This is a genomic window from Collimonas sp. NPDC087041, assembly GCF_044745265.1.
Taxonomy (GTDB): Bacteria; Pseudomonadota; Gammaproteobacteria; order Burkholderiales; family Burkholderiaceae_D; genus Collimonas.
Genome location: NZ_JBIUZX010000012.1, coordinates 34,127 through 60,992 on the forward strand (window position 1 = coordinate 34,127; position 26,866 = coordinate 60,992).

Here is a 26,866-nt window from a genome sequence, read left to right on the forward strand (position 1 = left end):
CGCTGAGGTGGCAGGCAAGCCAGTGCGGCTTGCCTGTTGCGGGAATCGTTTATGAGGGCAGGTACAGAGGATAGAGGATGTTTTCTTCGCGGGTAATGCGGTCGACCAGCACCTTGCCGAGATTTTCAAACTCGCCCTTGAAACCAGTGCGTGCATCTGGCAGCAGCAGCCAGTCCTTGCCTTGATATTTATCGAAAAAATCAAACGCAACGCGCCCGATGCCATCCATTTCCTTTTTATAGGAACGATACACTTCGAGTAAATTCGGCTCTTCCGCCAGATTGCGGCGCATGTACGAATACAGCTTCACGCCTTCAGTCAGCAGGTGGCCATACATCGCCATGCGCATCTCGCGTAATGCTCCCGGGATGCTTTCCCAGGCATCGGTACTCATCTTGTTGGCTACCGACGAATACATCAGCAGCAGTGCCGCATGATCACCCTTCAATTGAGGAATCAGTTTTTCGTCGTATTGAATCTGGTTGTTAGCAGCGCTTGCCGCCGGTTGCAGTTCCGGCCGTGCCGCTGCCGGAGCGGCAGCCCTGGCTGGCGAAGCAACCGGAGCAGGGGCGGGCGTTCTTGCGGCCGGCCTTTCCTGATCTTGCTCAACGGTCGCGGATTTATTGAAGATGGATTTCAGCCACATGGTTCATCTCTCCCTGTTTGCAGATAGGAATTGCGCTGCGCTCGAACACGTTTCAGATGTGCCGTGTTTCCGCGACGATAATACATTAATTCCCAACAGGAAACATATTTCTCAAATGTAATTTTATCGATACATTCGCGCTCCCACCATTCGGCGAATTCGCAACTTCGGCGTTCCGCTTATCCGTCCATTTTTGGTGCAAACGGCCTGGATGGGATGGTTTTCCAGCCCACCCTGGCAAGGTGTTAATTGCTCAACACAGCCGATTCACAGACTACTTCTGCCGATGCTGCAGCGCGACCAGAAGACTGTCCCACAGCAGATGGCGCTCGTTGATTGCGCTGATCCCGGCTTCCAGCACTTCGCGCAGCTGGATCGGATCGCCACCGGTGATTTCGTTGATCATCCGCTCCGCGGCCGGACCGTGATCGCCGGAATCGACTTCGATGTGCCGCTCCAGATAGAAATTGAGTTCCGGCACGGCGGCCGGATCGATCTGCCAGGTATTCAACAGCGCCTGGAACATCTCTGGAATGACATTCTCCCGTCCATAGAAAAAGCTGCCGACAACCTGATGCGTCTCAGCCTTTTTGCAAGTGGTGATCGTCGCGTTGACGAAGCGCTGGACCGCCGGCTCGACTTCTGCCCGCCCCAGCGCGGCCGAGAGCGGATCGCCTTTCTTGATGACGTTGAGGAATTGATTGATCTGCCGTGTCGATGCGCCGATTTCCTGCATCGCAGAAAGGTAAAGATCGAAATGGGTCATGGCGCCATGCGGCGTGATATCGGACTCTTCGCCCAGCACGATTTCGTTGATCAGGCGCGCGGCATTCGGATTCGCTGGCGGATACCAAGGGATGGAAACCGTGGTCAGGTCACACTGGAGCCGCTTTACCAGCGACATGAAATCCCAGACCGCAAAAACATGCCATTCCATGAACAGGCGCAAATCCTCCATCGTGCGGATAGCGGAAAAAACTGCATGGTTGGTCAGCAGCGTATGTTTTTCCTTGATGCTCAGTTGAAGCGATTCAATGGTAGTTGCCATGTTATCTCCACAAGTTAAGTTACACACAATTGTGTGCGAGATAACATTGGCAGATATATTTCCACGTGGCAACTAACAATTTCAAGAATGCAACAACGGCCGCAATCTCGGAATCCCGCGAGCGCTACATCACACAAACCCGACACAAGACATTTGCGAAACCGGGCCGCATCTGCAAAGATGCTGGAATGACAATCCGCGGGAAAGAGCATCGATATGACGCTGATCGACAAACTGCTATCGAGAACGGCCGAATCGAAACCGGCCATAAGCAACAAAGTGCTGGTGCGCGTCTATCTGGACACGGCGGGACATGTGCGCGACGTGAAGATCAGGAAAAGCTGCGGCGACCCGGAGCGCGATGCGCAGGCGCTGCGGGAAATTGCCAACATGCGCTTCCCCAGCAAATCGCGCGGTGCAAAAACTTCGCATAATTGGCACGATCTGGCCTACACATTTTCATGAGCGGCCATGCCGGTAGCAGCTCAGAACGATGCGCAGACGCGTGAAAACAACAAGCCCACCGCATCCTGATGGAACTGTGCAACATAGGCACTGCGTATGCTCGATAGGCGCGTCATGGTTTCCGCGCTTTCTGCAGCAACAATTCGGATCACGAAGCTGTCTTCCTGAATAGTCTTGCCGCTGGCCGCATCGCGCCATTGCCCGCGTGTATCCCAGGTCGTCAAGCCGTCGGGGAAAAGCGGCGTCACCACATCCGCCATGAACTTGGCGCGTTCGGCATCCGTTACCGGTTCGCGTTCATGGATATCGCGGCCGAACAGCAATTCGGCCTGCAGTTGCTTGCTGCTGTTCGCCTGTTTGCACAATTCGGCGTCGCTGCCTTGTGGAACGGTAGCGCAGCCAGCCAGCAGCATGGCGCTCAGTAAAGTGCAAAAAAGTATTCGACGCATGGAGGCTCCTGATGGACGCGAACTTTAGGAAAGCCAAATGCTATCGCAATCCTGCGGTCCAGCAACAGGAAATGGGAAACTTCGGCAGTGACAATTTAGAGCTGGATATCAAACCGGTCCAAAATTAGCTTCCAATTTCGCACATGCGTGCTAAACTTCGCCACATGGATACCCACACCGAAAAAAGCGAGCTGACGCTGGCGGCGATTATCGATACCGCATTGGACATGGTCGCGACCCAGGGCATGGAGAGCCTGTCTCTTGGCGAGGTCGCCAAGCGGCTGGATATCAGCAAAAGCGGCGTGTTCTCCCGCGTTGGCTCACGCGAAGCCTTGCGCGAAGCGGTGCTCAACGAGTTCGACCGGCGTTTTAGTGAGGCCGTGTTCGAACCGGCGATGACCATGCCGCGCGGCTTGCCGCGCCTCAATGCGCTGGTGATGAACTGGATCGCACGGGCCTGCAACGTGACCGGCTGCATCTACGTTGCCGGCGCTTTCGAGTATGACGATGTGGATAGCCCGATCCGCGAGCGCATGCAGCACAACGTGCTGCGCTGGCGCGCAGTACTGCGCCGCGCGGTGATACAGGCGCTGGAGGCCGGCCATTTGCGGCCCGATACCGACCCAGAACAACTGGTGTTCGAGATTTACAGCCTGATGGTGGGACTGATGCACGACGCCCGCTTTCTGCGCGATCCCAAAGCCCAGGAGCGGGTGCGCAATGCCTATGAACGCCTGACCTCGACATATCGTAGCTTCAACTATCACGGATGAAGCCCGGGTTACATCGGTGCTTCATTTTTTACGCATAAATTTCGCACACACGTGCGAATAAAGGAATCTGCCATGTTCATTCTTGCCGGATGCATTGCCCTGGCCGTAGTTGTCGGCCTAGGCGCGTGGCGCTTGCGTCACTTTTCAGAGTGGAATATTCCAGCCTGCAACGACGATTTCATCTTCTTTTGATCAGCCCTGACCATCCGCCATTCCCACCGACAGAAAGCCCCTTATGGACATGTCCTCCAATCCGAGTGCCCAGATAACTGCAGGCACTCCGGCGCGCAGACCACCGCCACCCGCGCACCTGCTGACATTGCTGAGAGCTGGCTTGCACATGTCGCAAATCATGCCAGCAAAGTGGGCCACGCGAGTCGCTGCTCGGCTGTTCTGCACACCGGTTCCCAGCAAGCTGGCGTCGCGCCGCTTTGCCCCGCCGACCGGCGTGCGCGTTGAATCGCTGCCGTTTGAACAAGCCTCGCTGACGCTGTATCACTGGCCGGCGCCGAAAGATGCACCGCAGTTGCTGATGACGCATGGCTGGGGTGGCTGGGGCTTGCAACTGACGGCATTGGCCGAGGCGTTGAGCGCAGCCGGCTGGGCCGTCGTGCTGATCGACCAGCCGGCGCACGGACGCAGCGCCGCCTGGCGCAGCACACTGCCGCAGTTTGCGCGGGCGCTCGGTTACGCCGCGGCACGCCTGGGCCGGGTGCAAACTGTGATCGGCCATTCGATGGGTGGCGCCGCTGCCTGCATCGCCGCCGCAAACGGCTTGAACCTGCACAAGCTGGTCCTGATTTCCGCACCGATTTCAATGATTCAGGTGACACACGAATACGCCACAGCCTTTGGCCTTCGCGAAAAGCTGCGCGCAAACATGGTGTCTTACCTGGAAGGGCGCGAAGGCATGGTGTTCGAACGCATGGACGCCATCCATACCGCGCCGCGAATCAACGCCCCAACGCTGGTGGTGCATGACCGCGAAGACAGTGTCGTGCCCTATGCTGCCGCACAAACGCTGATCGAAAATCTGCCCGACGCCAGGTTGCTTGAAACAAGCGGACTGGGACATCGGCGGGTACTGAAGGATCCGAGCGTGATCCACGCCGTGACGCAATTCCTCGGACCGGTCAACTAATCACATGCATGTTGCAGTCCTGTCATGGCCGGCCACGCCATGGCGGGCGCGTTTCCGTATCGCCTCGCAGAGTGCTATGAAAAATGCAACGCAGCCCGCAAATGGCGGCCTGTTTGCTATCATGCCCCTTTCGCCCGCGCCTTCTAGCGCCGCGGCACGCCTCAGACTCACCGATACGGTAACTTGATGACATCCTCCATTGCGCACCCTGCCCCCCTCAGCTCCCCTTCTGGCGCGATTCCAGAAGAGGCGATCGACGCTGCGGCAAAGCATCTGCGCGATATTCTTTCGATTGCCATCGAGCACAGCGACCAGCAGCGCGCCCTGGTGGTAGCGGATGGCCGCTGCGATCTTGCAGTAGCCCTCACCGAAGCCTATCGGCGCTGTCTGCCGGAGGCGATCTTCATCGACTTTGACACGGTCACGCCGGATGCTGTGCTAGCCGCCTTTGCCGAATTGGGCGCCAACGATCTGGTGATACTGGTGCAGTCCACCAACTTCCGCCTTGAAGCTTTCCGCATCCGCGTCGAACTCTTCAAGCGCTCGCTCAAGGTGATCGAACATCCACACCTGTCGCGCATGCCCTGGCCGCAAGGGCTTCATTACATTGAGTCGCTGGCGTATGACCCGGCGTACTATCGCGGCGTCGGCCAGGCGCTGAAGGCGCGTATCGATAATGCCAGCAGCGGCATCGTCGACAGTGGCGGAGAACAACTGGTATTTGCCTCGCCGTTCGAATCGGCCAAGCTGAATATCGGCGACTATAGCGAGATGAACAACGTCGGTGGCCAATTCCCGATCGGTGAAGTGTTCACCGAAGCGCAGGACCTGGAAGCCGTCAATGGGCGCGTACGCATTTTTGTGTTTGGCGACACCTCATTCCGGGTCAACCAGCCGGCCAAGCCAATCACCCTCGTGATCAGCAAAGGCCGCGTGGTCGACGTCATCGATTCAACACCGGATTTCGATCAGGTGCTGGCCAATATCCGCGCAGACGAAGGCGAGGTATGGCTGCGCGAGCTCGGCTTCGGCATGAACCGCGCCTTTTCGCAGGAACGCATGGTCAGCGATATCGGCACCTACGAACGCATGTGCGGCGTCCACCTGTCGCTCGGCGCCAAACACGGCGTCTACAGCAAACCCAACATCAAACGCGCCAGCGCCAGATATCACATCGACGTCTTTGCAGTAACGGAAGCGGTCTACCTGGATGACGAGATCGTATATCGAAACGGCGCCTGGCAAGTCTGAGCGGCCTGCGGCTGGCGATCCGATCCCGGCATCAGTGGTGCGCCAGCTCGTGCGGACGTGACGTGGCGGCAAACACGGCCTGGTTGAAATAGCGCTGCAGCGCCATGATCTCGCGCGCCACATTCACCGGGAAGCCTTGCCGCCCACCGCGGTTATCGAGCAATAGCTGCTCCAGGAATCGCATGCACGCCGCCGGCTTCTCCCATCTCTCCGCCAACTCATTGGTAATCCTCGGAAAATACCTAGCCAACTCCCACGGCTTTTCAGATGCCGGCAACTTCGCAAACCACTGGTAAGTCTGCTCGCGCAAATCCTGATCCCGCCGGTCTTCCTGGCGCCGGAAAAATTCCCAGCGCTTCACCTCGGTTTTCGGCATCGCATCAACGCCATCGAGCACCGATTTGGCTTCAATGATGGATACCTTTTCAAATGGCAAAGCGTGCAATTCTGTATTTATTGTTTTCATGCCTATCCCGTTTAGTCTACAACTGTCACATTGAGAGTTAACGGCTAAGACACGCGGATATTTAGAAGAGAATTTTTGTGATTCCACAAGGAAACAAAGGTGGATATCGCCGTGTACTCACTGCACCACGGCGCTCGAGTTCAACTGCTTTATTTGGAATCGGAAGCAATCGATGCGGAAGGAAAATCTCGCCGTTGGCGACCTGCAAGGTAACGTAGACGAATAGCAATATTCGCCGGTTCGGCAATGTAGCGCGACACCAGCGCAGCAACCACGATGGTCAACCCAAGGAACAAACACAACCAAGGCAAGCTGGCGCCATAGCTCAGTTGCTCCCTGTTCAGCACATTGCGCATCAGCCCCAGAACCACAATATGGAACAGGTAGATCTCATAACTGTGCCGCCCCAACCAGCGCAGTGCGCCGGTCATCCGCCCCGTACTCCAGCCCGGAGTGCGATCGTTTGCAGCGCCAAGTAAAAAGGCAGCGCTGCACAACGCGATCAACGAGAAGCCGAATATTTCATGTCCCCGGATTCCACGCAGGTAGACAACCGTCAATGCGATGCCGGCAATCCATCTCAACCAACGTCCATACTTGAAACCTGACGGCATGCGGCGCGCCAGCAACGCCGTGAGGCAACCAAATGTAATGGCGTCGAAACAGGCAAGATAGCCATACATGAAAAAAATCTCGTTGTCGGTGTGCTGGCTGCGATAAATCGGTCCAACGACAATCGCGACGATGCAAACGCCCGCAATGAGCCAGGTGCGCCGCAACAGCAGGCATATCAAAGGAAGAGCCAGGTAGAACATCTCCTCGACCGATAGTGACCAGTAAATATTGAGGCAGTAATTGAAATAGCCGGTCGACTGCATCAGCACGTTGTGCCAGAAAGTCAGCACCGATCCCGCGGCGATGAAGAAATAGGAAGCCGGCAAATGATGATGGCCATCGGTGTTGCTGAAAAACGGCGTGCCCAAGCAACCAAGAGTGACGATGATGACAAGCGCCAGCAACAGGCAAGGCATGATCCTGGCAAAGCGAAAAAGATAAAACGTGCGCGCATCAATGTTTTTCAACTCGCCCCAGCGGCTCAGTGAGGTGGACGTAATCAAGAACCCGGAGATCACGAAGAACATGGTGACGCCGTAATTGCCGTTGCGCGTTATTGCATCCAGAACAGCCGGGTTCAGCACGCTGCCAAGCGGACTATTCTTCAAGCCGTAAGCCAACGTAAAGTGCAAAATCAGTACGCAGAAAATCGCGATACCGCGAAGAAAATCAACCCGCTCATTTCTCATCGAAACGTTCAGCGACACATGCATTCCTTGTTTGGTAAATTGCAATAGATCGGATACAGCTGGCGCACGCTGCAAACTAGTGACAGCGATTATCGCGCGAAATTGGATTCTCGTTGTTGCTGCGGTCGCTGGCGCAAATTGATCTCCGCGCTGGTTTCGGCGCACCTATTATGCTGGACCGCGCTGATCTGTCCTGATGGGGTTGGCCTCATGGTTCGTGAATGACCGCAATGTGTTTGTTGCGACGGGCAGCCCCCTAAATCGCCGTTCAACTCCAATTGCTGGAAGGTCTGCAATCTTACTCAGAGCGGCCTCTCAAACCAAACATCAAAAGCAAGTCAATCTATTGGTAAATCGGACAGGACGGCCTGATCTGAAAATACGAATTGGCCATTGACCGTTGATCGAGAACGCGGATTGCGATACGCAAAATAACTCAATAGAATGACGAATTAATACTTGGTAGCCTTGGGAATTTTTGGCCATGACGATTGAATATCACGATATCCCTCGATCATTCAGGCAATCGGAATTTGTAGAGGCGCGACACCGTATGCTCCATGAGTCTCACATTGCTCCGCTGACCGCGTATGTGAAGAGTCTCCGTGCCAAACATCCCGATTGGGAATTTCAGGACTTTGATCCGATGGATGGCGGTATTGACGCGGACATGCTCTTTTTGCTGGAAAAGCCCGGTCCCATGACCTCCCCTCAAACGAAACGGAAAGGTTCAGGCTTCATCTCCCGCAACAACGACGACTCCACTGCAGAGGCTCTCTTTAGGTTCATGCAACAGGCGGGAATCGACCGTAAAAGGGTCGTGCTGTGGAATGTAATACCCGGGTGGAACGGCACTATAAAAATAAAAACTGGTGAGAGACATGCGGGAGTGGAGGAGTTGGCAAACTTAATGAAGTTGTTGCCTCGACTTAAAACGGTGGTTCTGGTTGGGCGTCAGGCAGGTAAGGCCGAGAGGCTCATGCTGTCGATGAACGTGAAAATTTTCATGTCGGCGCATCCCTCCCCCAAGGTCAGAAACATGAATCGGGCAATGTGGGATCTAATACCAGAGCAATGGGCGGAGGCCAGTCGAGTTCATCAGATAACGATTTGCTAACGAGTGTTGCGGCCAGTTTGTAGACCGTTGCCCTCTCCTGCTTTGGCCCGGCTACCGTTATCTCTTCGAAGGGTGGCTCTCTCCTCATGTACGGACGTTCGCGAACGGATTTCGAGGAACTGCTCCTGGCCGGAGTCAGCTCTAAGCGACACTCGCGCTTCTCCAAACCGCTCATTTATTCAATGGCAAGTCGATTTAATACGTATTCCGGTCAAAGCCAACCATCTATTCTCGTTCAAAACCAGTCAAGCATTCTCATTGAATGCAGGTCAGTAACTTCGATCCGGACTAGGCCACTGATTCCAGTTGAATACCGACATGCGAGAACTTATGAAAAGATCTTTGCAAGAACGAGCTACGCGACCATAACAATGCCAGGCGTTGAGTAACGTTGAGACGTATACCGCAGTTTTAAGTGAGCAGCGGCTTCCGCACCCAAGCGGACGTCGTGCAGCACGGCTAACGTAGCATTCTTTCAATCTGTTCACTTTCGCGCGTGATCTCACGATAAATAAACACTGAGGCAGCAAACCAATGTGTGACTACATTGAGAGAACTTCCGGATGACGCACAGTGTTTCCTGGACAGTTAAACCACGGTAGCGCTAAACGACTCGGGCCGCCGCGCAAGTAGATGTGACAATCGTTGAAGACCCGCCTGTAAGTGTCCGCGGTCCTTGATGCTACCCAATGAGATCCGAATTGCATTCACCGATCCGCTGCCAGTTGCGAATGCTTCCGCCGGCGTGACCGCGATGCCCTCGCTGTCGGCTGCGCGTGCAAGCTGTGAGGAGTTCCAATACGCCGGCAACTCGAGCCATACGTGCAGGCCGTCACCAAAGCCGTTGTACCGCCCCGCCAGAATATCCCGCGCCATCCTGTGGCGCAGGCGCGCCTCGTTGCGTACGCCTTCCATCAATCGGTCAGCCGAACCGTCGAGGATCCACTGAGTGGCCAGTGCGGCCGTCAGAGGGGCGACCATCAGCGCAAATGATCTTAGCGCGACCAGGAAACGTTCGCGTTCGTGCGGGTCGCGTATTAGTACGAAGGCGACACGCAAGCCGGGTGTCAGGCATTTCGACAGGGTTGAGATGTAGTACACCTGTTCCGGGGCAAACGTCGCAATAGGTGGTGGCGGGGCATCGGCAAGGAGCCAGTAGGGATCGTCCTCGACGATGCGCACATTGCAGCGCTTGGCGATGCTGGCGAGCTCCTTGCGCCGGCGTTCCGGAATGGTGATGGCGGTCGGGTTCTGTAATGTCGGATTGAGGTAGATCAGCTTGGGCTTGTGCTGGCGGCACGCTTCTTCAAGCATCTCAGGCAGCATTCCGTGCTTGTCCGCTTCCACCGCAATGATGTGCCGGCCGAATTGGGTCGCTGCAGCACGCAAGCCGGGATAACTCATTGGTTCTGCCAGGATGACATCGCCAGGCCCCGTCAGCGCAAGGATCAATGCGGCGATCGCCGCTTGCGCTCCCGGACAGACAACAACCTGTCGAGAATCCAGGTGTCCAAACATCGGTGCTAGCCATTTAGCTCCAGCCTTGCGGTCGGCGTCGCTTCCGCCGGCCAAGTGGTAAGTCATCAGCAATTCATTATCTGCCCTCATCAGTACTTGGGACAAACCTTGTTTCAACATGTCGTCGAAGTCCACGCCATCCGGCGGTGGTGGGATATTCATGCTCAGGTCGAGGATAGCGTTCAATTCGACTTTCGGCGCCGCGACATAAGTGCCTCGCGCGCCGCGGCCCTCCAGCAAGTTGCGGCGTCTGGCTTCGTCGTATGCGCGCGTGATCGTCGTCAGGTCGACATCCAGCTGTGCTGCCAACTGGCGCTGCGGAGGTAGACGGTCACCCGGTTTCAGCGATCCATCTACCATCGCCGCCTGCAACGCATCCGCAATCTGCAAAAAACGTGGCCCTTTGTTCCCGGCCAATCGCGGCAACCAGATTGGCACATTTTCATCTTGTATGGTTTTCGGCTGGGACATTTTGTCTCAATGTATGGAAATTGTTTTCAAGTAGTATGCATCAGGACGTGCAGCAACAACATCCTTGCATGGCAGTCGTTGACGTTTTCTCCTCCCTCATCTGCCTTCGGCAAATCACTCCGCGGGATGCCATTCTTATTTCGTAGGTCGATGTAATCAAAGATTCGAGCAAGATGCCTGAGAGGATGGTTTGAACAAAAAATGAAGCTGCTGAAGCAGCGTTTTGAGGTAGTGCGCCTCACGATAGATAGTGTCAAGTAATAGCCTGGAAATATCCAAAATGATGGAATGGATCCCTATAGTCTTAGTTACGTTCAAGGTTCTCGTGCTCGGCACGGGCATGTTCTTCGCCATCAAGTGGCATTACGATCAAGGGAAGAAGGCGACGGAGAAACGCGCGGTGCTACGCGCGAGCGGCAAGGTGGCCGCGGTCTTCGTGCTATCGCTCCTGGGCCTGGTGCTCGTCACCTACGTCCTTGCCAGGGTGCTCGATTTGGACTTGACCTTCCCATGATGGCAAAGCGTAGTCGGCCGATATCCAGTGATGCGACAGCAATTCCCTGACGCAGCTATTGGGCTGCGTCGACAGGCGGGTCAGTTTGCAGCTCAAAAAATGGAGGAAATCGCGCACGAAGTTGCCAACTGACAATACAATGACATCTGGCTCATTTTGTTTTTGGGATCGACCTTCATGAAACCGCTTCAGATGATTGCTGTGACAGCTCTTTCGATGCTCGCCGCATCCGCCTCGGCGCAGGCAATCTTTCACGCCGACTACGAAGATGGCAGCGTGAGCTCTGGATACCCGACGAAAGGACCGAACCGCGTCGAAGTTCCCGGCATCGAACCGGGTCTCGCTACTGCCCGGGATGCTGCTTACGTGGTGGTCGGTGGCGCCCATGACACTGCTTACGCTGTTGCCAACAAGGTGGTTCTGGATGACCCTGCATATGTGGGCGGCGGCTTTCCCCGCAGCGAATTCGGACTAGGGCGCATCGCGGGCGCCAGTTACCGCGACGGCGACCACGGCGTATACACCTTCAGCATGCTGCTCAAAGATCTCGTGCCCTCCGTGAAAGGAACACGCAAAGCGCCTTCCGAGGACGTGGTCTGGCAGTTCAAACATCACGGCGGCGGACACGATATCCATCTCGCGCTGCAGGGTACACAACTCAAACTCGGTTGGGGTGGCAATGTCCATAAGATGGTAGTCATCGACAATGTCATGCCATATGTGAATCAGTGGATAGATTTCCGCTTCGATATACTCTGGAAGAGCGACAACACTGGCAACCTCACCTTCGAAATGAAACTGCCTGGAGAAACCAGATTAGGGCATGCCGTTACCATGGAGGGTCTACAGACCTATGTGACCGCGAGTCCCGATGGCACGCCGTGGACCGGCATCGGTTCTGTCCAGTATGGCCTGTATCGCAATGGGGCAAATTCTGCGGCCGGTGACACAAAGACGCTCATCGTCTACCACGATGAAGTAACCGCAACCAACTTCACCGCCCAGCCTTAGCCTTCTAACTAGGACGTGCATGATCATTTTGAGACTGTCGCGACGGAGTTAATTTCCCAATCCGACATTCAGACTGAGGACGACTGATAGGTCCTCAAAATCAAGTATATGAGTTAAATTCTCGGTTAGCGACCGGCCTTGGTAATTTCAATCGCATGAGTTTCACCGGTTTCCAATGTAATCCGAATTTCCGAAACCCCGATCTGCTCAATCTCCTGTACCCACCATATATTAGACGCGATGCGCCTCACTTCGCGATATTGGCCAGAGATTTTGTTGTAAGCAAAATCATCAAATGGCTCTTCGAGATAATAAATGATAAGCCCACATCCACCTATCACACACCATTTTTCGTCAACGTCAATGATCGCTGTTACTGGATCACCATAGAAATCACCGATAACGATGGGATCGCGATCATCTAGCTCCAGCCAAACTGTCTCAAATTCATGCGAAATTCGATACTTATTTGAACAGGCCAATTCGTTCATACGTATGATCCATGTATCTAGAATTTGAAGAAGTTAACATTTTTAGACCAGTGCTCGCCGAACGCTTCTGGCCGGTTCCAGCCAATCACATGGGAGACCCATCAATATTTGATCCAACGCCTCATATCAAATGTCAGTGCTGGCATTTGGGCGACATCAGTGCGCGGTTTATCAGCAATTGCGCACCATCAGTCCATTCTTCCGGATGGGCGCCAAGATAGGAGAGAACCGCTCGCAATTCGTCCTCTGTTGAGCGAAGCCCCGATTCGTCGCAGACCAGTCCCAGCGAGCGCCCATACTCAGCACTTCCGTGAACGTACCCGGTTATGTATGTGGCAAGCGCTGTAGCAGCGACTTTACTTGCGAGCGCCTGATCAAGGCCACGCTTCAATTCGTCGACTGTAAGCGCGAAACAGTTTTGCGCCACAACCAGTGCACAAAAAACAAATATTAGTCTTTTAGATAGCATACTCATCACCGGTGGTGTCGTCGGCGCTATTGAATCGCGTTAAATTGAAATTGATGGAGAGAACCGACTTGCAAATATCATTAGTGCCATTGCTGTCCGTAAGATATTCACGTACCAAGTGTATTTTTTATTTTTCAAATAAACCTCGAGTAAACATTTCACGCTTAGCTGAATTGAGTTGAAGTGCCAATAGGAAAATTCTTTAGAGTTTCATTATGGCCGCCTGCCGCCTGTCGCGAAGCTCAGGGCTCGTCCCAACAGCATCAGCAGCCGGCGGCTTCAGGCAGATTTCTTTCGTGCGTGCCATTCATTTTCGCTGATGGAAAGGACAATTGTATTCCACATCCGTCCCTTGAAAAATCGATCATTGACGCGCTCCGATTCGATCTTCATTCCGAATGCGTGGCAAAGTTTTATCGCTGCCTTGTTTTCAGATATGGTCTCCGCATAGATCCGATGTAACCCCAACTCGACAAAGCCAAATTCGATCAACGCATTGCCGGCATCGCGTGCCGCACCGGCTCCTTGCCACTGCCGGCCCAGTTCGCAGCCGATAGACGCATGCCTTGGTGACTCTATTCGAATGCCACATGAGCCCATCAACTCGCCCGATGGCGAAACAACGGCGAGTTGATACTTTGATCGCGGGATCTCGTCACTTTGCGTAATAAACATAGCTAGAAGCTCTTCCGCTTTGTTGGTCGCGGAGTCTTCCTCACTATAAAAACGCTGAAACTTCGGATCACTTCTCAGGCTTTTATATTGCGCCAGATCCTCTCGACGAAAATCCCGCAGGCGCACCCCGTCGGCTGGTATTGAAATCATTGTATTTAGCTATATAGTTGGTCTATAGACCAAATATCCCACGAAATACCTGTTGTGGCGACCATCTACACGACATAGCTGCTGTGACCGGCTTCCGCTTCTTAATGAGGCATTGCCATATTTTCCGAAAGCCCATACTGCCCCATGCCTGCATTGACTCAGGGGCTTATCAAGCCGTAATTTTTTACATACCGTCAATAAGACGAATGGCTAGTTCGGGACTGAACGTGCCGGCGGCCGGGCCGCCATGACAGTCTCTGGTGGAAGAGGACGCGCCGTCCGAATTGCCTGGAAGTTTGACCCACACAGCCAGCACATTTTCCGCGATTGCGTGAATCCGAGTGCCGATCTTGCGTCCGGGAGGATTGCACCAATCGCCGGGATTGGCTCCGTTGCCGTTACGGCTCGTATCAACAACCATGGATTTTGTGTAGCCGTACCCAGAAGATAATACGGCATTGATCGCCTCGCCATAAGCACGGGACTGATCGAGGGTATAAAAATTAGAGACATTCAAGGAAAATCCTCGTGCGCCCTTCACTCCTGCTGCATTCAGGTAATTGGCCATGGTGCTTGAGGGTTTCCAGCCCACATTCCCCGCGTCCAGGTAAACATCAGCATGGGGCGCACGTTGCTGGAATCCTGCCACCGCATAATTGAACAAGGCCAGGCGGTCGCCACGTTTTGCCGGGGTAAGACATTCACTGTCTGCCAGCGCATCCGGTTCCAGAATGACGACGGCGCGCTTGTCGCCGATACCATTGATAAAGTCGTCTATCCAGACCCTGTAGTCTGCCGCATTCGCCGCGCCGCCGGCAGACGCCCTGCCGCTGCAGTCACGGTTAGGCAAATTATAGGCAACAAGAATCGGAGTTTTATGGACACTATCCGCAGCCGAAACGTAACGGCGGACTGTCTCAGTAAGCTTGTCCGTCGTCTGGCTGCTTCCGGTCAACCACATGGCAGCCGGCACATCGGCAATCGATGCCCTAATTTTTGCTACGCGGGGATCGTCAGGATTCCTCTTTAGCCACAGCGCGGCGGATGAAGCAGGATTGACGTAAAAGGCATCGCGGCCATCGTCAGGTGAGCCCGAGACAGTCATTTTTTTGTGCTCGTCCCGCGGCCTAGATTGCTGAGCACATGCGCTTGTAAGGATCAATAGAAAAATCAGTATAAAATTTTTCTTCATCACTTCTCTCCGCGATATGTATCGATAGAAATGATTCGACTAACTATTAGCGACATCATTTTGTATTTTGGGGTGCAATGAATCGCCATCCGTTTGAGAGACACTTTCGGCCATCCGCAATTGGCCGAACGAGTACGTCTAAGGAGTAAATTTTCCAGGTTCGGATAGCCTGCCGAATCACCAAAGACGCCACCAAGTTTTCCTCTCAATCTCGACAGGCTTCTTCATGAAGACTGGCTCAGAACGCACGTATGACGTCCAGACATCCTCACCCATCAAATCACTAAGCCGATTTATGATTTTCACCGAGCGCTCCATGATTTGTCGCGCTTGCACTACAAGTTCGCCTCTGGGGACTCGGATACAAGTGTGCGTCTCATCATGGTCGGGGTCTCGCTGTCGGAGATAGACATAATCTTCATAGGCGTCAGCCTCCATTTCCCAGCCCTGATCAATATCGTAATCAATCTCCCCCGATTCGACTGACAACAGCGCATTCAGGAAGCGCGATATCTCTGAATAACTGTCATACCAAGGAAAGGAGACATGAATGTTGTCTTCGCCATTCCACAGCCGGAAACGCAACCAGAAGTGGTGACGAATTGAATTAAACGTCAGCCCATGATGAACGGCAAATTTAACAACTTGCTTATAGTAAGCAGACAATTCGTCCTCGTGTCCAATAAGCTCGTTAGTGCAAACCATAGTGGGCTGCTGCCTGGGAATTGAGGGCAGGTCAAGACTCTGTGTGAATTTTGACCTGTCTGCATCTATGTACCTGTCTGGACCGAAATAGAGTTCGTCCTTTAAGAGGAAACAAAGCTCCGCATTCAGCATTGATACTGACTTCGCTTCAGAGAACCAAGGTTTCATATTTTGCGCTCAAGTTTAATGGCAAGTGCTCTGTCAGTGTGTCCGGATCTGGCCGTTTTTTTGTCGGTTGTGATCGCTGCAATTTACCTCGAAACGATCATGTGATCTTCTCTAAAAGTAGTCGATTCGCACGCGGTAGCAAAACGCCATATCCATTTTTCTACGCATCCGCTTTTGCAAAAACCCGCTCTACCAAAAAATCGATGAACACTCGCAGTTTAGGTGTCCAGTGCCGGCTGCTGGGCCACAGTACACGGAACACAATCGTGCGATCAACATATTCGTCGAGTACTGTACGTAACTTGCCGCTCGCGATCCCTTCGGCGGCGGCAAAGTTGGGCAGGCAGGCGATGCCTAATCCGCGCTGGGCGAAGCAGACTCGGGTTTCTATGTTATTGCAGATCATCGATACCGGAAGGGTGATCTGCGGCTCGGACGGTTGTTGGCGCAGGGGCCAGACTTCCAGTTTGCCGCTGTTGGGATAGCGATAGTGCAGGCAGCGATGGGCGGCCAGATCGGCCGGCTTCTGCGGTACGCCGTGGCGCGCAAAATAGTCGGGCGAACCCACCAGGAGCACGTGAAATGTGCCCAAGGTGCGCGCCGACAGCCGTGAGTCCGACAAGTCCCCGGTACGCACCACCGCATCGAATCCTTCCTCGATGACGTCGACGCTGCGATCGGTGAAGTCGAGGTCAAGCTCGACCTCCGGATACTGCTGCATAAAGTCGGCCAGCACCGGTAGCATCAGTGAGCTGACCAGCGGCAGGCTGACGCGCAGGCGTCCGCGCGGCGCGCCGGTGCTGAGCGTGAGTTCTTGTTCTGCCGCCTCGATCTCCGCCAGCACGCGGCGGCTGCGCTCCAGGAACATCACGCCCTCTGAGGTCAAGGTGATGCTGCGCGTGCTGCGATGAAACAGACGCACTCCGAGCCGTTCTTCCAGCCGCGCTACACGCTTGCCGATGGCTGAAGCCGACACGCCCAATAGGCGGCCGGCAGCGACGAAGCTGCGGGTTTCTGCGACCTGCACGAATACGGCGAATCCACTCAGGCTTTCCATAGCTCTCTCGATTGCGGACATTCATGTCCCTATAGTCTGGAACTATAGCCCAGTTTATCTTTAATCGATGGCCTCCTATGATTCTCCGACACACAATCAAAAGGAGTCATCCATGCCGATCCAAACGCCTATCCTTGAGGCAGATCACCCGCCCGCCTTGCCGCAAACGCCAATCGATGCGGCGCTTGATGCCGCGCTCATCGAGCAACGTCTGGTTGGTGCGGTGGTCCTGGTGGCGCAACATGGTCAGCTTGTTTACGTACGGGCTGCCGGCTTTGCCGATCGCGAAGCGCAGCGTCGCATGCGTACTGATGCACTGTTTCGGCTAGCCTCGATCAGTAAGCCCTTTGTTTCCACCGCGGCCATGATCCTGGTGGGACAGGGCCGGATCGGGCTGGACGATACGCTGGGGCGTTGGCTGCCGGAATTCCAGCCGCGCCTGGCAGATGGTGCTCCGGCGCGGATCACCGTGCGGCAGTTGCTGTCGCATACCGCCGGCCTCGGCTACCGTTTTTTCGAGGCCGATGAGCAAGGACCGCTAGCGCTGGCCGGTGTCTCTGACGGCATGGATTCCACTCCCATTACGCTGACGGAAAACCTGCGCCGCATCGCCACCGTGTCGTTGCAGTACGAGCCCGGCGCCAGTTGGGGATATTCGCTGGCGACCGATGTGCTCGGGGCACTCATCGAGCGGATTTGCGAAATGCCTCTGGGGGCCGCGTTGCAGCAGTTGTTAGCGGGACCGCTGGACTTGCGCGACACGGCGTTTGTCGCTGTCGACGCCAGCCGCCTGGCCACTCCTTACGTCAGTGAATCACCGCAACCGCGACGCATGCGTGAGCTGGACGTGGTACCGGCGTTTGAGGGAACTGTTGGTATCCGCTACGCGCCGTCCCGGGCGCTGGATGCCAATGCCTTTGCGTCGGGCGGCGCCGGCATGACGGGCAGCGCCGGCGATTTTCTGCGGCTCTTGGAGTTGTTGCGTCAAGGCGGCGGCGAGCTGCTACCGGCGGCGCTGGTCGATGAGATGGGCAGGAATCAAACGGGTGAACTGGAGCTGCCGAACTCGCCCGGCTTTGGCTTCGGTCTCGGTTTTTCGGTACTTCGCGATCCGATCGCCGCAGCCTCCCCGGAAAGCGCTGGCACTTGGCGCTGGGGCGGTGCTTACGGCCATTCCTGGTGGGTGGACCGCGCTCAGGGCTTGAGCGTGGTGGCCTTCACGAATACGCTATACGAGGGCATGTCGGGTCGGTTCGTCACCGATTTGCGGGATGCGGTTTACGCCCATTTGCCGGCCTGGAAAAACGTGGAGCAAGCCGCATGAAAGGCGTCGCAATGTGCAGCACTTCGCCTGCGACTATCGTGGTGGCTGAAGCTCCCGCGTTGCCGTTGGCGGCGCTGCTCGCGCTTGCCACCGCGGGCTTTATCACTATCCTGACGGAAGCGCTGCCGGCCGGACTACTGGCGCAGATGAGCCGCGATCTGGCGATCTCGGAGGCGTTGATCGGACAATTTGTCACCATTTATGCCATTGGTTCGTTGCTGGCGGCGATTCCGTTGGTGGCGCTAACGCGCAGCTGGCGCCGGCGGCCTTTGCTGCAAACAGCGATATGCGGTTTCTTTATCGTCAATACGATCACAGCGCTGGCCGACAATTATCTGCTGATCCTGCTGGCGCGGCTGTTCGCCGGGATCTTTGCCGGTTTGCTGTGGGCTTTACTGGCCGGCTTCGCCGGTCGCATGGTGACCGATTCGCTGCGCGGCCGTGCGATCGCGGTCGCCATGGTGGGAGCGCCTCTGGCCTTATCTCTCGGGATTCCGTTGGGGACGTTGGTGGGCAGCTGGGTCGGCTGGCGCTACACCTTCGGCGCAGTGAGTCTACTGACGTTAGTGCTGGTCTTCTGGGTACAGATGAAGGTGCCTGACTTTGCCGGCGAACCGAAGAGCCGCCGCAACACGGTGGTCGATGTGCTTGCCATGCCTGGTGTCAGTGCGGTACTGGCGGTCACTTTTTCTTTTGTGCTGGCGCACAATATTCTCTATACCTACATCGCCCCCTTCCTGACGCAAGCCGGCATGGCGGCGCGCACAGACCTGGTGCTGTTCGTCTTTGGTTGCATGGCGATGGCGGGCATCTGGATTGTCGGCGTCGGCATCGACCGCTGGCTGCGACGGTTGACAGTGCTGAGCATCATATTGTTCGGCATTGCGGCGCTGGCGCTCGCGGTCTGGAGCCGGACGCCGCCGATCATCTATCTCAGCATCGGCATCTGGGGGCTGGCCTTCGGTGGCATTGCAACCCTGTTCCAGACTGCCGCCGCCAATGCCTCCGGGACCGCAGCCGACGTCGGACAAGCGCTGATCGTCACCGTCTGGAACGCTGCCATTGCCGGCGGTGGCGCCATCGGAGGGGTGCTGCTGGAAATGCGTGGTGCGGCGAGCTTACCCTGGGTTCTGGTCCTATTGCTAGCGCTCGCCTTACTGATCACCTGGCGCGCTTCGCGCCACGGTTTTCCGGCCAGGCAGCTGACCACCAAGTCGACACCAGGCGTGGCCTAAGCGGCCGTCAGCGATGTGCGTGTAACGGAACGCACAACGACTACCGGCCCGGGTATCAATTTTTCCGGATTAGGCAGTTGCCATGGCCGGCTGCGGACGCGGCGAGAAATTGCTGGGGAAACAGCGATCGCGTAGACGCATGAAAGGCCGCTCGACCAGGTTGTACATTGCCCATCCCACCAGCAGCGCTGCCACTGCGATGATCAGCACAGCGGTTGCAGAGCCTGGCGCAATGCCGAACCGTGCCAGCTGTGTCGCGATGATCGTCGCGAGTGGCTTGTGACTCAGGTAGATCGCATAAGACCACAACGCAAGATGGGATGCCCCGGGTACGCGAATCCGGTGCAGCAACGACGTCGGGCTGAGTGCTGCCAGGACCAGCACGCCGAAGCACAAGGCGATCAGGGAATAACCGAAGCCGCTCATGAAGTACCCGTAGCCATAGTTTTCGATGTAGTAAAAATCGACGAGCGACCACACCAGCACAGCAGCGGCGACCAATCCGGCAACAAGGATTGCCTGCCCGTGCCGCATCAACCGCTCCCATTGATCGCGATGAAAATTCTTCAGCAGCGCCAAGGCCACGCCGGGCAAAAATTCGTCGCCGCGGCAGAACGATGAGTAATACACGTTCGGATAGTAGCCGCCCATGGAGCCATCGGCGATCCGTCCATATTTCAGCCACAACACACTACGCAATATGACGCCGGCCAGCATCAGTCCACCTAGCAGGATCCAGGCCAGCCGAATCGACTTGCCAAAGCGAGCCGCCAGCAACACGGTAGCCGGCAACAGCAAATAGAACTGCTCTTCGATGCACAAAGACCAGGCGTGTGAAAAAGCGGTGCCAGGTGTGAGTTGATAATTCTGTGTGAAAGTAACAAACCGCCAAAGCGCCGGTGGTGATGTACCGCCCATCATCAGCGGGAACAGAAAATAAAACGCCAGCACCACGTAATAGTTCGGCAGCGTGCGTAGCAGTCGGCGCGCATAAAACAGCGGCAGCGATAGCGTGCGCCCACTGGCTATGCCGGAAAATAGCTGATTCCCGATCAGGTAACCGCTCAGCACGAAGAACAGATCGACGCCAATCCAGCCGACCATGCTGGCCCATCCGAAAGTCGCGTCATGGCTGACGAAACACATGTAGTGATACATGAACACCAAAACGATGGCGATGCTTCTTAGCGTATCCAGGCCATGTATGCGCGGTCGTGCTGCCGCATTGAGCGGAGTTTGTTGTGGGTTCATTCGCGGCGATGTGGGTTGAAGATTTCAGGATGCCAATTTCAGGGCGACATGAAGCGCCGCAAATAATTGTCGCACGACAACACTATCATCATTGATAAATATTCTGCGGCTCGCCACTCCCCCTTCAGGCACGCATGTTTTTTGTGAGAAGTGCGCATGGCACGCCAAACAAGAGTGGCAGCTCTTGGACTTGCTGGAAGCCCAAAGCGGCATACAAACGCTGGGCGGATTTCATGACCGCCGTGGTGTGCAATGCGATCACGGCAGCCTCATCGCGCCTGGCCCGCGCGATGCACTCTTCCAGCAATCTCTTGCCAAGGCCAAGCCCGCGATGCGCTGGCGAGACGGACAGCATGCGGACCATCGGCCAATCCGGCTGAAAAAAGCTCGGCTTGGGTTGAGTCGCGCCGACGTAGCCAACTGCGCCGACGATCTCGCCGCTTAATTCAGCCACGATGACTTCGCTTTGGTCGGCCTGCTCCGTCAACGACCCCAGCCTTGCTGCCAGCTTGTCTCCTTCGGGCATCAAGCCAATCAATTCGGTCCACGCCAATTTCACCACCGCATCGACAGCCTCCTTTTCGTCTGCGCGAAAATTCCTGATTTGTATTTCTGACGTCGCGCTGCTTGATGTCACCTCTACCTCCATTTGAATTTACAAACGTTTACAGATGTCAATGTATCTCAATTCATGCCCGAAACAAACGATCGTCACGCAACCATACGCGCGATTAATCGAAGCCTCTTGGACAAGTCATCAAATCACAGCATTACCGCCCGCAGCGCAAGATGGGGAAGCGCTTGAGCGAAAATGAAAGCGGCATCGACGTGTGAAAAAAAACTGTCTCAATTTAACAAAAAATGACAAAAATTCACAAAATTTATCGCCATTTACGGCATCCTTACGCCGCAGGGAGAGTTTGATAAAAATCGGGGAATAAAATGACAAAAAATAATTTAACAGTAGAGGCAAGAGCAGAGCTGGGCCACGTTTCGCCGTTGACAGCATCGCTCGCGGGGCTGGAAGAATTCAGGATCTCGTATCCCAAAACCATCGCCCAAGTATTGCGCCAGTTCGCGCGCCAGATGGATTTTCTGAATATCGCGTTCGGACGGCACGGCGAACGCACCGTTACGCGCATCCTCGCTGTAGACGAAAACAGCCGCACCTTTCACTACGACTACGGCGCCACCGAAACCGAAAATCTGCGCCTGCAGGATTCGGTGGAAAATCTGTTCTCCGGCATGCAATCAGGCGTCCACGTCCAATTTCTCTGCAGCCGGCCAGAACCAGTTCTGCACGACGGCTTGCCGGCCTTCAAATCGCCGTTTCCCGACAGCGTGTATCGCATACAGCGACGCGAAAGTTTTCGGGTGGAAACGCCGATTGCCAATCCCTACATCTGTACTGCTACGTTGCCCGACGCGCGGCGCGTGCGTTTCGATATTGTCGACCTGTCCTTGACCGGCATCCGGCTGCGCTCTACCGACGCCAGCATCGGCGAACTGGAAATTGGCACGACGCTGACTGAGGCCACATTCGATTACCGCGATCTTGGCGCCATGGAGTCGGAATTGAAAATTACATTCGTCCACAATAGCCAGAGCTTCAGCAATCCGATTTACCACTTCGGTTGCCGTTTTCTGACTTTGCCGAAAGCCAAGGAAGCGAGCTTGCAGCGCCTGATCACCTTTCTGGAACTCAGCAGAAACCGACGTTGACTCACCACGACAGACCTTCTCACACAGCGGCGTGTGGCTTGTAGCCAACGCCGCTTTTTCTTTATCTGCCAACTGCCGTAATGAAGGAAAAAAGATTGGATCAGGAATTACTGCCCGGCACCGCGAACACCTTTGCTGTTGCAATTAAAAAATTAGGACAGAAAAAGCGCATATCCGTTATGAAAAAAGGATATGAGCGCGTGCTTGTAATCCCCTCAGGATTGATTAGTCTGAACGTGGATTCGTTGAATGAGGAATCATCGAAAGGTGATTTGTTTTATGGAAATCGGTCTGATACTTGTGCTGTTGATTCCGTTCTCAATCATCGTCGCCTGGGTCGTCGATGAGGTGTACCAGGAGTACGTTCTGCACCATTACTATTGATACGCAGTTGGGATTTGCAGTAATGCAAACCCGGCGCAAAAATCGGCGCCGGAATTTACCAGGCAAAACGCAAACCAACCGTCGCGTTGATGCCATCGCGCTTTTGGCCGTCTGCACTGTTCAACGCAAATTGATAGGTAGCGTTGGAATAGAAACTAAAGTTTTTGGCGATTTTGGTCGCCAAGCCGCCGCCTAGCTCTAAACGGCTGCTGTTGGCCAGCAACGGCGCAGTCTCAGCACCCGAATAAACGGTATTGGCATTGCTGCCCCAGTCCTTCCACAGGTTGGTCACCACGCTAGGCTCCCAGAGTTGGCCGCTGGCGCTCTCGATTTCCCACTTGGCCCGCAGGCCGAGACGACCGCTGAGGCCGTTGGTCGTCCCTAATGCCACATTTCCCAAGCCATCGTTTTGTTCATCGAAACGCACCCGCTGCCACACCAGTTGCGCTTGCGGTTCGATGTTGAAACCCGGGCCGAATTGCGGCAGCGAGAATCCATAGCCGGTTTCCAGCGAGCCCAGCAAGCCGAGTCCGTTGGTACTCAGATTGGCATTCTGTGTGGAAGCTGAACCGCTGTAATGCGTCGCTTGCAATACCGCATCGAGATACCAGCCGTCGGCGCCGTAGTGCGTCCAGTATGCGCCGCCCGACCAGGCATTGAGGTTCAGCGTGCCGGTGCGTTCGCGCACATAGCCGGTGGCGTCGGCATTGGTGACCAAGCCATCGACATTCATGTTCGCATTGCTGAACGCGGCATAGACGCCGGCACTATCCTGCCGCCCTGCGTTACCGGCGCCACGCCACAGATCGGCGCCGACCTGGAAACCAGCCATATTGCCTTTGACGCTCGGACTGGCGTAGGCCTGGTAGCGATTATTGGCGTAATTGTTGTAGACACGCCCCCAGCCGATCGACGACATGCTTTGGCCGGGCACATTCGGTGTCGGAGCCAAACCTGCGTTTGCATCCGCTCCGCTCCGATCATGCAAGGTACCAAGTGCGAGCAGTCCGAGTTGTCGTGCAATCGGCTGCACTACGCCGTAAGTGGCGATCTCCGGACCGATAATCGGATACGTGCCCGGCGGCAGAATTTCATCCGGTGGCGTTGGCGGCAGGGTCGGATCAATCGGCTCCTCCGGATCCAATGGATCGGTAGTGAAGACATTACGCAGGAACCAGTTATCAGGAAAATTTCCGGCAACGCCGCCGCGGAACAAATGATAGTCAGTGAAGCCGCTACGCACCTCTGCCGCCAGCTTGAACGCATCCGCGGTGGTTGTGCCGCCATTGACGGCGGCAATCACTTCAATGCCATCGCCAGTCGAGGTGACAGGCGCACCGGGATTCGTATTGTGAATCAATACTGCGGTGCTGCCCGTTGCGGCGCCACCATCGATGATGAGTCGATCGGATGGTGAGCCGTCCGCGCCCAGATAAGTGTTGAGCATGAGCCTGCCATTCATGCCCGTGTAATTGCCTTGAACAGTCAACGCGCCGTAATTGGTACTGCCACTGATTCCGCTACCCGGCCGCAGCGTCCCTTGGTTGATAACGTTGCCGACGATGGAGCCGAAACCGGCCAGCGTGCCCGCCGCCGCAACTGTAGTGTCGGATGTAATGGAACCATTGACCGCAAGGGTGCCGCCATTAACCAAGGTCGGTCCTGTATAGGTTTGCGCGCCCTCCAGATTGAGCAAACCCGGCCCGGCCTGGATGAGTTCACCTGGCCCACTAATCTGATTGGCAACGCTCACCGTATCTGCGCGGTTGAATATCAACGTGCCGTCATTGATGATGTTGCCGGCCACGCTACCTGTCGTGCCGCCGTTACCAAGCTGCAAAGTGCCAGCCGCAACGGTAGTCGCGCCGGTATAAGTGTTGTTGGCCGTCAGCACGGTTGTACCGCTGCCGGCTTGTGTCAGCGCCCCGGAGCCGGAGATCACGCCCGGCAGCACGGACGTGTCCGATCGATTGATCACCAAGGCGCCGTTGTTGCTAACGTCGCCAACGATGCTGCCCGTCGTCCCGCCATTCCCCAATTGCAAAACGCCGGCACTGATCGTGGTGCCGCCGGTATAGGTGTTGTCGCTGGCAAGCACGGTGACGCCGCTGCCAGCCTGCGTCAGCGAACCGGTTCCGGAGATCGTGCCTGGCAATGTCCTGATGCCCGTCTGATTGACGACCAGTGCGGCGTTATTGACGATGTCGCCGAGAATAGTGCCGGTGCTGCCGCCATTCCCCAGTTGCAGGGTGCCGCTATTGATCTGCGACACACCGGTGAATGCATTCATCCCGGTTAGCGTCAGCACGCCGGCGCCATCCTTGATGACGCCACCGGAACCCGTGAGATTGCCGGCCAGGGTCACATTGTTGCCGTTGGTATCGAATACAGCGCCATTGCTACCCAGTGCATTGAGGCGCGCCGATACGTCAGTGGTGACACCAGTGCCCCACTGCAGGCCGCCGCCGTTGAGGTTGAGGTTGCCGGTGCCGAAGTTGGCCAAGGATTGGAAATTGATCAGGCCGCCATTGATCGTGGTGTCGCCGCTATAGGTGTTAGTGCCACTCAATGCGAGCGTGCCGCTGCCCGCCTTCAGCAGGGTCCCGCCGTTGCCGCTGATGATGGAACTTACCGAAGCGAGCGCATTGACGCCATTGACCTGGAACGTGTGCGTGCCGGTGGTGGCCAGGACGATGTTAGCGCCCGAAACGTCCATATTGGCGCCATCGGCCAGGTTGGCGATGCTGCCGTTGTTCCAGTTGATCGTGCCGGTGTTACCGCTGCGAATTGTCCCCGCTTGCAGAGTACCGCCGCTGTTGATACTGACAGACCCGGTGCCTGATGTGCCATTACCGAGCGTGATGGTTTGTACGCTGGCGGTACCGCCATTGACGTTTAATGTACCAGTGGCCGAGCCGTTAATGCCAGCGGAGCGGTCGCCAAGCATCATGGTTTGTGCCGTGATTGTGCCGCCGCTGTTGACGGTCAGCGATCCAGTAACACCAGCACTACTGCCCGTGCCGCTCTGCCCCGTAACGATTGACGTCGCAGCCAGCGTTCCGCTTCCAAGCGTTAACGTACCCTGCGTCCCCGCGCTGCCACCGGGACCGGATTGGCCAATCAACAGGTTGGTAACTACTGCGTCGACCGAGCCGGCGCCGAGATTGACATTCCCTAACGTAGATGCGAGAGAACTATTGCCGCCCGCGCCGATGGTCCAGTTTGCAACCGGACTGCTGCCATCGGTGCCACGCAAAACCAGTGTTCCACCTGCCGCAAGGGTGATCGTGCCGCTGGTCTTGGCGCCCGTCCCGACATTGATGGTATCGGCATTGATCCTCGTGTTCGCACCCAGATTGACGGTGCCAATATTGCGCACAGCATTGGCTGCGCCACTGGCGGTGGCAGCGACATTGAATGAAGACGTAGTGATGACGCTGTCCGCGGCCAGCGTCAATATGGCGCTGGTGTTGGTACTGCCATTGTTGCTGCCGGCATAGCGGCCACCAACCGAGAACGACTGCGTCGGATTATTGAACGTGAAATTCGACAAGCCAGACATATCCAGGTTCTGCGCGGTGTTATTCGTTATGCTGCCAAGAACAAAGGGGCTGCCTCCTGCATATTGGAGTGTGCCGCCCGCACCGGTAATGACGCCGCTGACATTGTCAGCCACGGTGAGGCCGGTAATCGGATAAATTGCATTGCCGATGTCATAAGTCGGATTGGCGCTCGTCAAATTGATGGTTTGTTGCGCATACGCCATAGGCGCGACCATCATGCACAAAGCGGTGAGCGTCATCGGACGGATGTCCCAAGCCGCATGTAAGGCAGACACCAAACGTGTTTTAGGTTGAGGGGCGGTAGAT

Annotated in this window: 26 protein-coding genes; 11 read left to right on the top strand and 15 right to left on the bottom strand. The window is 55.7% G+C overall.

The window, feature by feature from the left end; all coding sequences use genetic code 11:
• Positions 1-49: 49 nt before the first annotated feature.
• Together ACIPF8_RS19820 and ACIPF8_RS19825 are read right to left on the bottom strand one after the other, a co-directional pair.
• Positions 50-646 (bottom strand): hemerythrin domain-containing protein, encoded by a 597-nt coding sequence (locus ACIPF8_RS19820; protein WP_400424249.1) that lies wholly within the window; start codon positions 644-646, stop codon positions 50-52.
• Positions 647-920: 274 nt separating this feature from the next.
• Positions 921-1,694 (bottom strand): DUF3050 domain-containing protein, encoded by a 774-nt coding sequence (locus tag ACIPF8_RS19825; protein WP_400424252.1) that lies wholly within the window; start codon positions 1,692-1,694, stop codon positions 921-923.
• Positions 1,695-1,910: 216 nt separating this feature from the next.
• Between ACIPF8_RS19825 and ACIPF8_RS19830 the strand changes: the two genes are divergently transcribed.
• Positions 1,911-2,159, top strand: a complete 249-nt coding sequence (locus ACIPF8_RS19830) for an energy transducer TonB (protein WP_400424255.1) — start codon at positions 1,911-1,913, stop codon at positions 2,157-2,159.
• Between the two features lie 20 nt (positions 2,160-2,179).
• On the opposite strand, the gene ACIPF8_RS19835 is transcribed toward ACIPF8_RS19830, so the two are convergent.
• Positions 2,180-2,608 carry a DUF3574 domain-containing protein gene (locus ACIPF8_RS19835; RefSeq protein WP_400424258.1) on the bottom strand — a complete coding sequence of 143 codons (429 nt, stop codon included), beginning with the start codon at positions 2,606-2,608 and terminating at the stop codon, positions 2,180-2,182.
• 164 nt (positions 2,609-2,772) lie between these two features.
• Here ACIPF8_RS19835 and ACIPF8_RS19840 point away from each other — a divergent pair, with 164 nt between their 5' ends.
• From ACIPF8_RS19840 to ACIPF8_RS19850, 3 genes are all read left to right on the top strand, one after another.
• Positions 2,773-3,381 carry a TetR/AcrR family transcriptional regulator gene (locus tag ACIPF8_RS19840; protein WP_400424519.1) on the top strand — a complete coding sequence of 203 codons (609 nt, stop codon included), beginning with the start codon at positions 2,773-2,775 and terminating at the stop codon, positions 3,379-3,381.
• Between the two features lie 235 nt (positions 3,382-3,616).
• On the top strand, positions 3,617-4,522 hold the full coding sequence (locus ACIPF8_RS19845) for an alpha/beta fold hydrolase (protein WP_400424261.1): 906 nt from the start codon (positions 3,617-3,619) through the stop codon (positions 4,520-4,522).
• 186 nt (positions 4,523-4,708) lie between these two features.
• Entirely contained in the window at positions 4,709-5,773 is a 1,065-nt protein-coding gene (locus tag ACIPF8_RS19850; protein ID WP_400424264.1) for a hypothetical protein, read from the top strand.
• 31 nt (positions 5,774-5,804) lie between these two features.
• On the opposite strand, the gene ACIPF8_RS19855 is transcribed toward ACIPF8_RS19850, so the two are convergent.
• Positions 5,805-6,239 (bottom strand): hypothetical protein, encoded by a 435-nt coding sequence (locus tag ACIPF8_RS19855; protein WP_400424267.1) that lies wholly within the window; start codon positions 6,237-6,239, stop codon positions 5,805-5,807.
• Positions 6,240-6,388: 149 nt separating this feature from the next.
• Positions 6,389-7,543, bottom strand: a complete 1,155-nt coding sequence (locus tag ACIPF8_RS19860; protein ID WP_400424522.1) for an acyltransferase family protein — start codon at positions 7,541-7,543, stop codon at positions 6,389-6,391.
• Positions 7,544-8,027: 484 nt separating this feature from the next.
• Between ACIPF8_RS19860 and ACIPF8_RS19865 the strand changes: the two genes are divergently transcribed.
• Entirely contained in the window at positions 8,028-8,660 is a 633-nt protein-coding gene (locus tag ACIPF8_RS19865; RefSeq protein WP_400424270.1) for a uracil-DNA glycosylase, read from the top strand.
• Positions 8,661-9,248: 588 nt separating this feature from the next.
• On the opposite strand, the gene ACIPF8_RS19870 is transcribed toward ACIPF8_RS19865, so the two are convergent.
• Positions 9,249-10,649 (bottom strand): PLP-dependent aminotransferase family protein, encoded by a 1,401-nt coding sequence (locus tag ACIPF8_RS19870; protein WP_400424272.1) that lies wholly within the window; start codon positions 10,647-10,649, stop codon positions 9,249-9,251.
• Between the two features lie 280 nt (positions 10,650-10,929).
• Here ACIPF8_RS19870 and ACIPF8_RS19875 point away from each other — a divergent pair, with 280 nt between their 5' ends.
• Together ACIPF8_RS19875 and ACIPF8_RS19880 are read left to right on the top strand one after the other, a co-directional pair.
• The gene (locus ACIPF8_RS19875; protein WP_400424275.1) at positions 10,930-11,163 is read left to right on the top strand and encodes a hypothetical protein; all 234 of its coding nucleotides are present in this window, start codon (positions 10,930-10,932) and stop codon (positions 11,161-11,163) included.
• A gap of 177 nt (positions 11,164-11,340) precedes the next feature.
• Positions 11,341-12,174, top strand: a complete 834-nt coding sequence (locus ACIPF8_RS19880) for a heparin lyase I family protein (RefSeq protein ID WP_400424277.1) — start codon at positions 11,341-11,343, stop codon at positions 12,172-12,174.
• 125 nt (positions 12,175-12,299) lie between these two features.
• On the opposite strand, the gene ACIPF8_RS19885 is transcribed toward ACIPF8_RS19880, so the two are convergent.
• From ACIPF8_RS19885 to ACIPF8_RS19910, 6 genes are all read right to left on the bottom strand, one after another.
• Complete coding sequence (locus ACIPF8_RS19885; protein WP_400424279.1) at positions 12,300-12,665, bottom strand: hypothetical protein; 366 nt, start codon at positions 12,663-12,665, stop codon at positions 12,300-12,302.
• 133 nt (positions 12,666-12,798) lie between these two features.
• Positions 12,799-13,140 carry a Rap1a/Tai family immunity protein gene (locus ACIPF8_RS19890; RefSeq protein WP_400424281.1) on the bottom strand — a complete coding sequence of 114 codons (342 nt, stop codon included), beginning with the start codon at positions 13,138-13,140 and terminating at the stop codon, positions 12,799-12,801.
• Positions 13,141-13,413: 273 nt separating this feature from the next.
• Entirely contained in the window at positions 13,414-13,959 is a 546-nt protein-coding gene (locus ACIPF8_RS19895) for a GNAT family N-acetyltransferase (protein WP_400424284.1), read from the bottom strand.
• Positions 13,960-14,143: 184 nt separating this feature from the next.
• Entirely contained in the window at positions 14,144-15,151 is a 1,008-nt protein-coding gene (locus ACIPF8_RS19900) for a glycoside hydrolase family 6 protein (protein WP_400424287.1), read from the bottom strand.
• A gap of 177 nt (positions 15,152-15,328) precedes the next feature.
• Positions 15,329-16,024 carry a hypothetical protein gene (locus tag ACIPF8_RS19905; RefSeq protein ID WP_400424290.1) on the bottom strand — a complete coding sequence of 232 codons (696 nt, stop codon included), beginning with the start codon at positions 16,022-16,024 and terminating at the stop codon, positions 15,329-15,331.
• A gap of 160 nt (positions 16,025-16,184) precedes the next feature.
• Positions 16,185-17,081, bottom strand: a complete 897-nt coding sequence (locus tag ACIPF8_RS19910) for a LysR family transcriptional regulator (protein ID WP_400424293.1) — start codon at positions 17,079-17,081, stop codon at positions 16,185-16,187.
• A gap of 112 nt (positions 17,082-17,193) precedes the next feature.
• On the opposite strand from ACIPF8_RS19910, the gene ACIPF8_RS19915 reads away from it, so the two are divergent.
• Both ACIPF8_RS19915 and ACIPF8_RS19920 read left to right on the top strand, forming a co-directional pair.
• Complete coding sequence (locus ACIPF8_RS19915; protein ID WP_400424296.1) at positions 17,194-18,405, top strand: serine hydrolase domain-containing protein; 1,212 nt, start codon at positions 17,194-17,196, stop codon at positions 18,403-18,405.
• A complete protein-coding gene (locus ACIPF8_RS19920; RefSeq protein ID WP_400424299.1) occupies positions 18,402-19,640 on the top strand; it encodes an MFS transporter in 1,239 nt (412 codons plus the stop codon). The genes ACIPF8_RS19915 and ACIPF8_RS19920 overlap by 4 nt, the downstream gene beginning before the upstream one ends.
• Before the next feature lie 69 nt (positions 19,641-19,709).
• Here ACIPF8_RS19920 and ACIPF8_RS19925 read toward each other — a convergent pair whose 3' ends face one another.
• Positions 19,710-20,891, bottom strand: a complete 1,182-nt coding sequence (locus tag ACIPF8_RS19925; protein ID WP_400424302.1) for an acyltransferase family protein — start codon at positions 20,889-20,891, stop codon at positions 19,710-19,712.
• Between the two features lie 124 nt (positions 20,892-21,015).
• Positions 21,016-21,528, bottom strand: coding sequence for a GNAT family N-acetyltransferase (locus ACIPF8_RS19930; protein WP_400424305.1), 513 nt, complete (start codon positions 21,526-21,528; stop codon positions 21,016-21,018).
• Between the two features lie 305 nt (positions 21,529-21,833).
• Between ACIPF8_RS19930 and ACIPF8_RS19935 the strand changes: the two genes are divergently transcribed.
• Positions 21,834-22,613: a flagellar brake protein gene (locus ACIPF8_RS19935; protein ID WP_400424307.1), complete on the top strand. Its 780-nt coding sequence runs from the start codon at positions 21,834-21,836 to the stop codon at positions 22,611-22,613.
• A gap of 95 nt (positions 22,614-22,708) precedes the next feature.
• A complete protein-coding gene (locus ACIPF8_RS19940; protein WP_400424310.1) occupies positions 22,709-22,960 on the top strand; it encodes a hypothetical protein in 252 nt (83 codons plus the stop codon).
• Positions 22,961-23,052: 92 nt separating this feature from the next.
• Here the strand turns inward: ACIPF8_RS19940 and ACIPF8_RS19945 are convergent, their stop codons facing one another.
• Positions 23,053-26,799 (bottom strand): autotransporter outer membrane beta-barrel domain-containing protein, encoded by a 3,747-nt coding sequence (locus tag ACIPF8_RS19945; protein WP_400424313.1) that lies wholly within the window; start codon positions 26,797-26,799, stop codon positions 23,053-23,055.
• Positions 26,800-26,866: the final 67 nt, after the last annotated feature.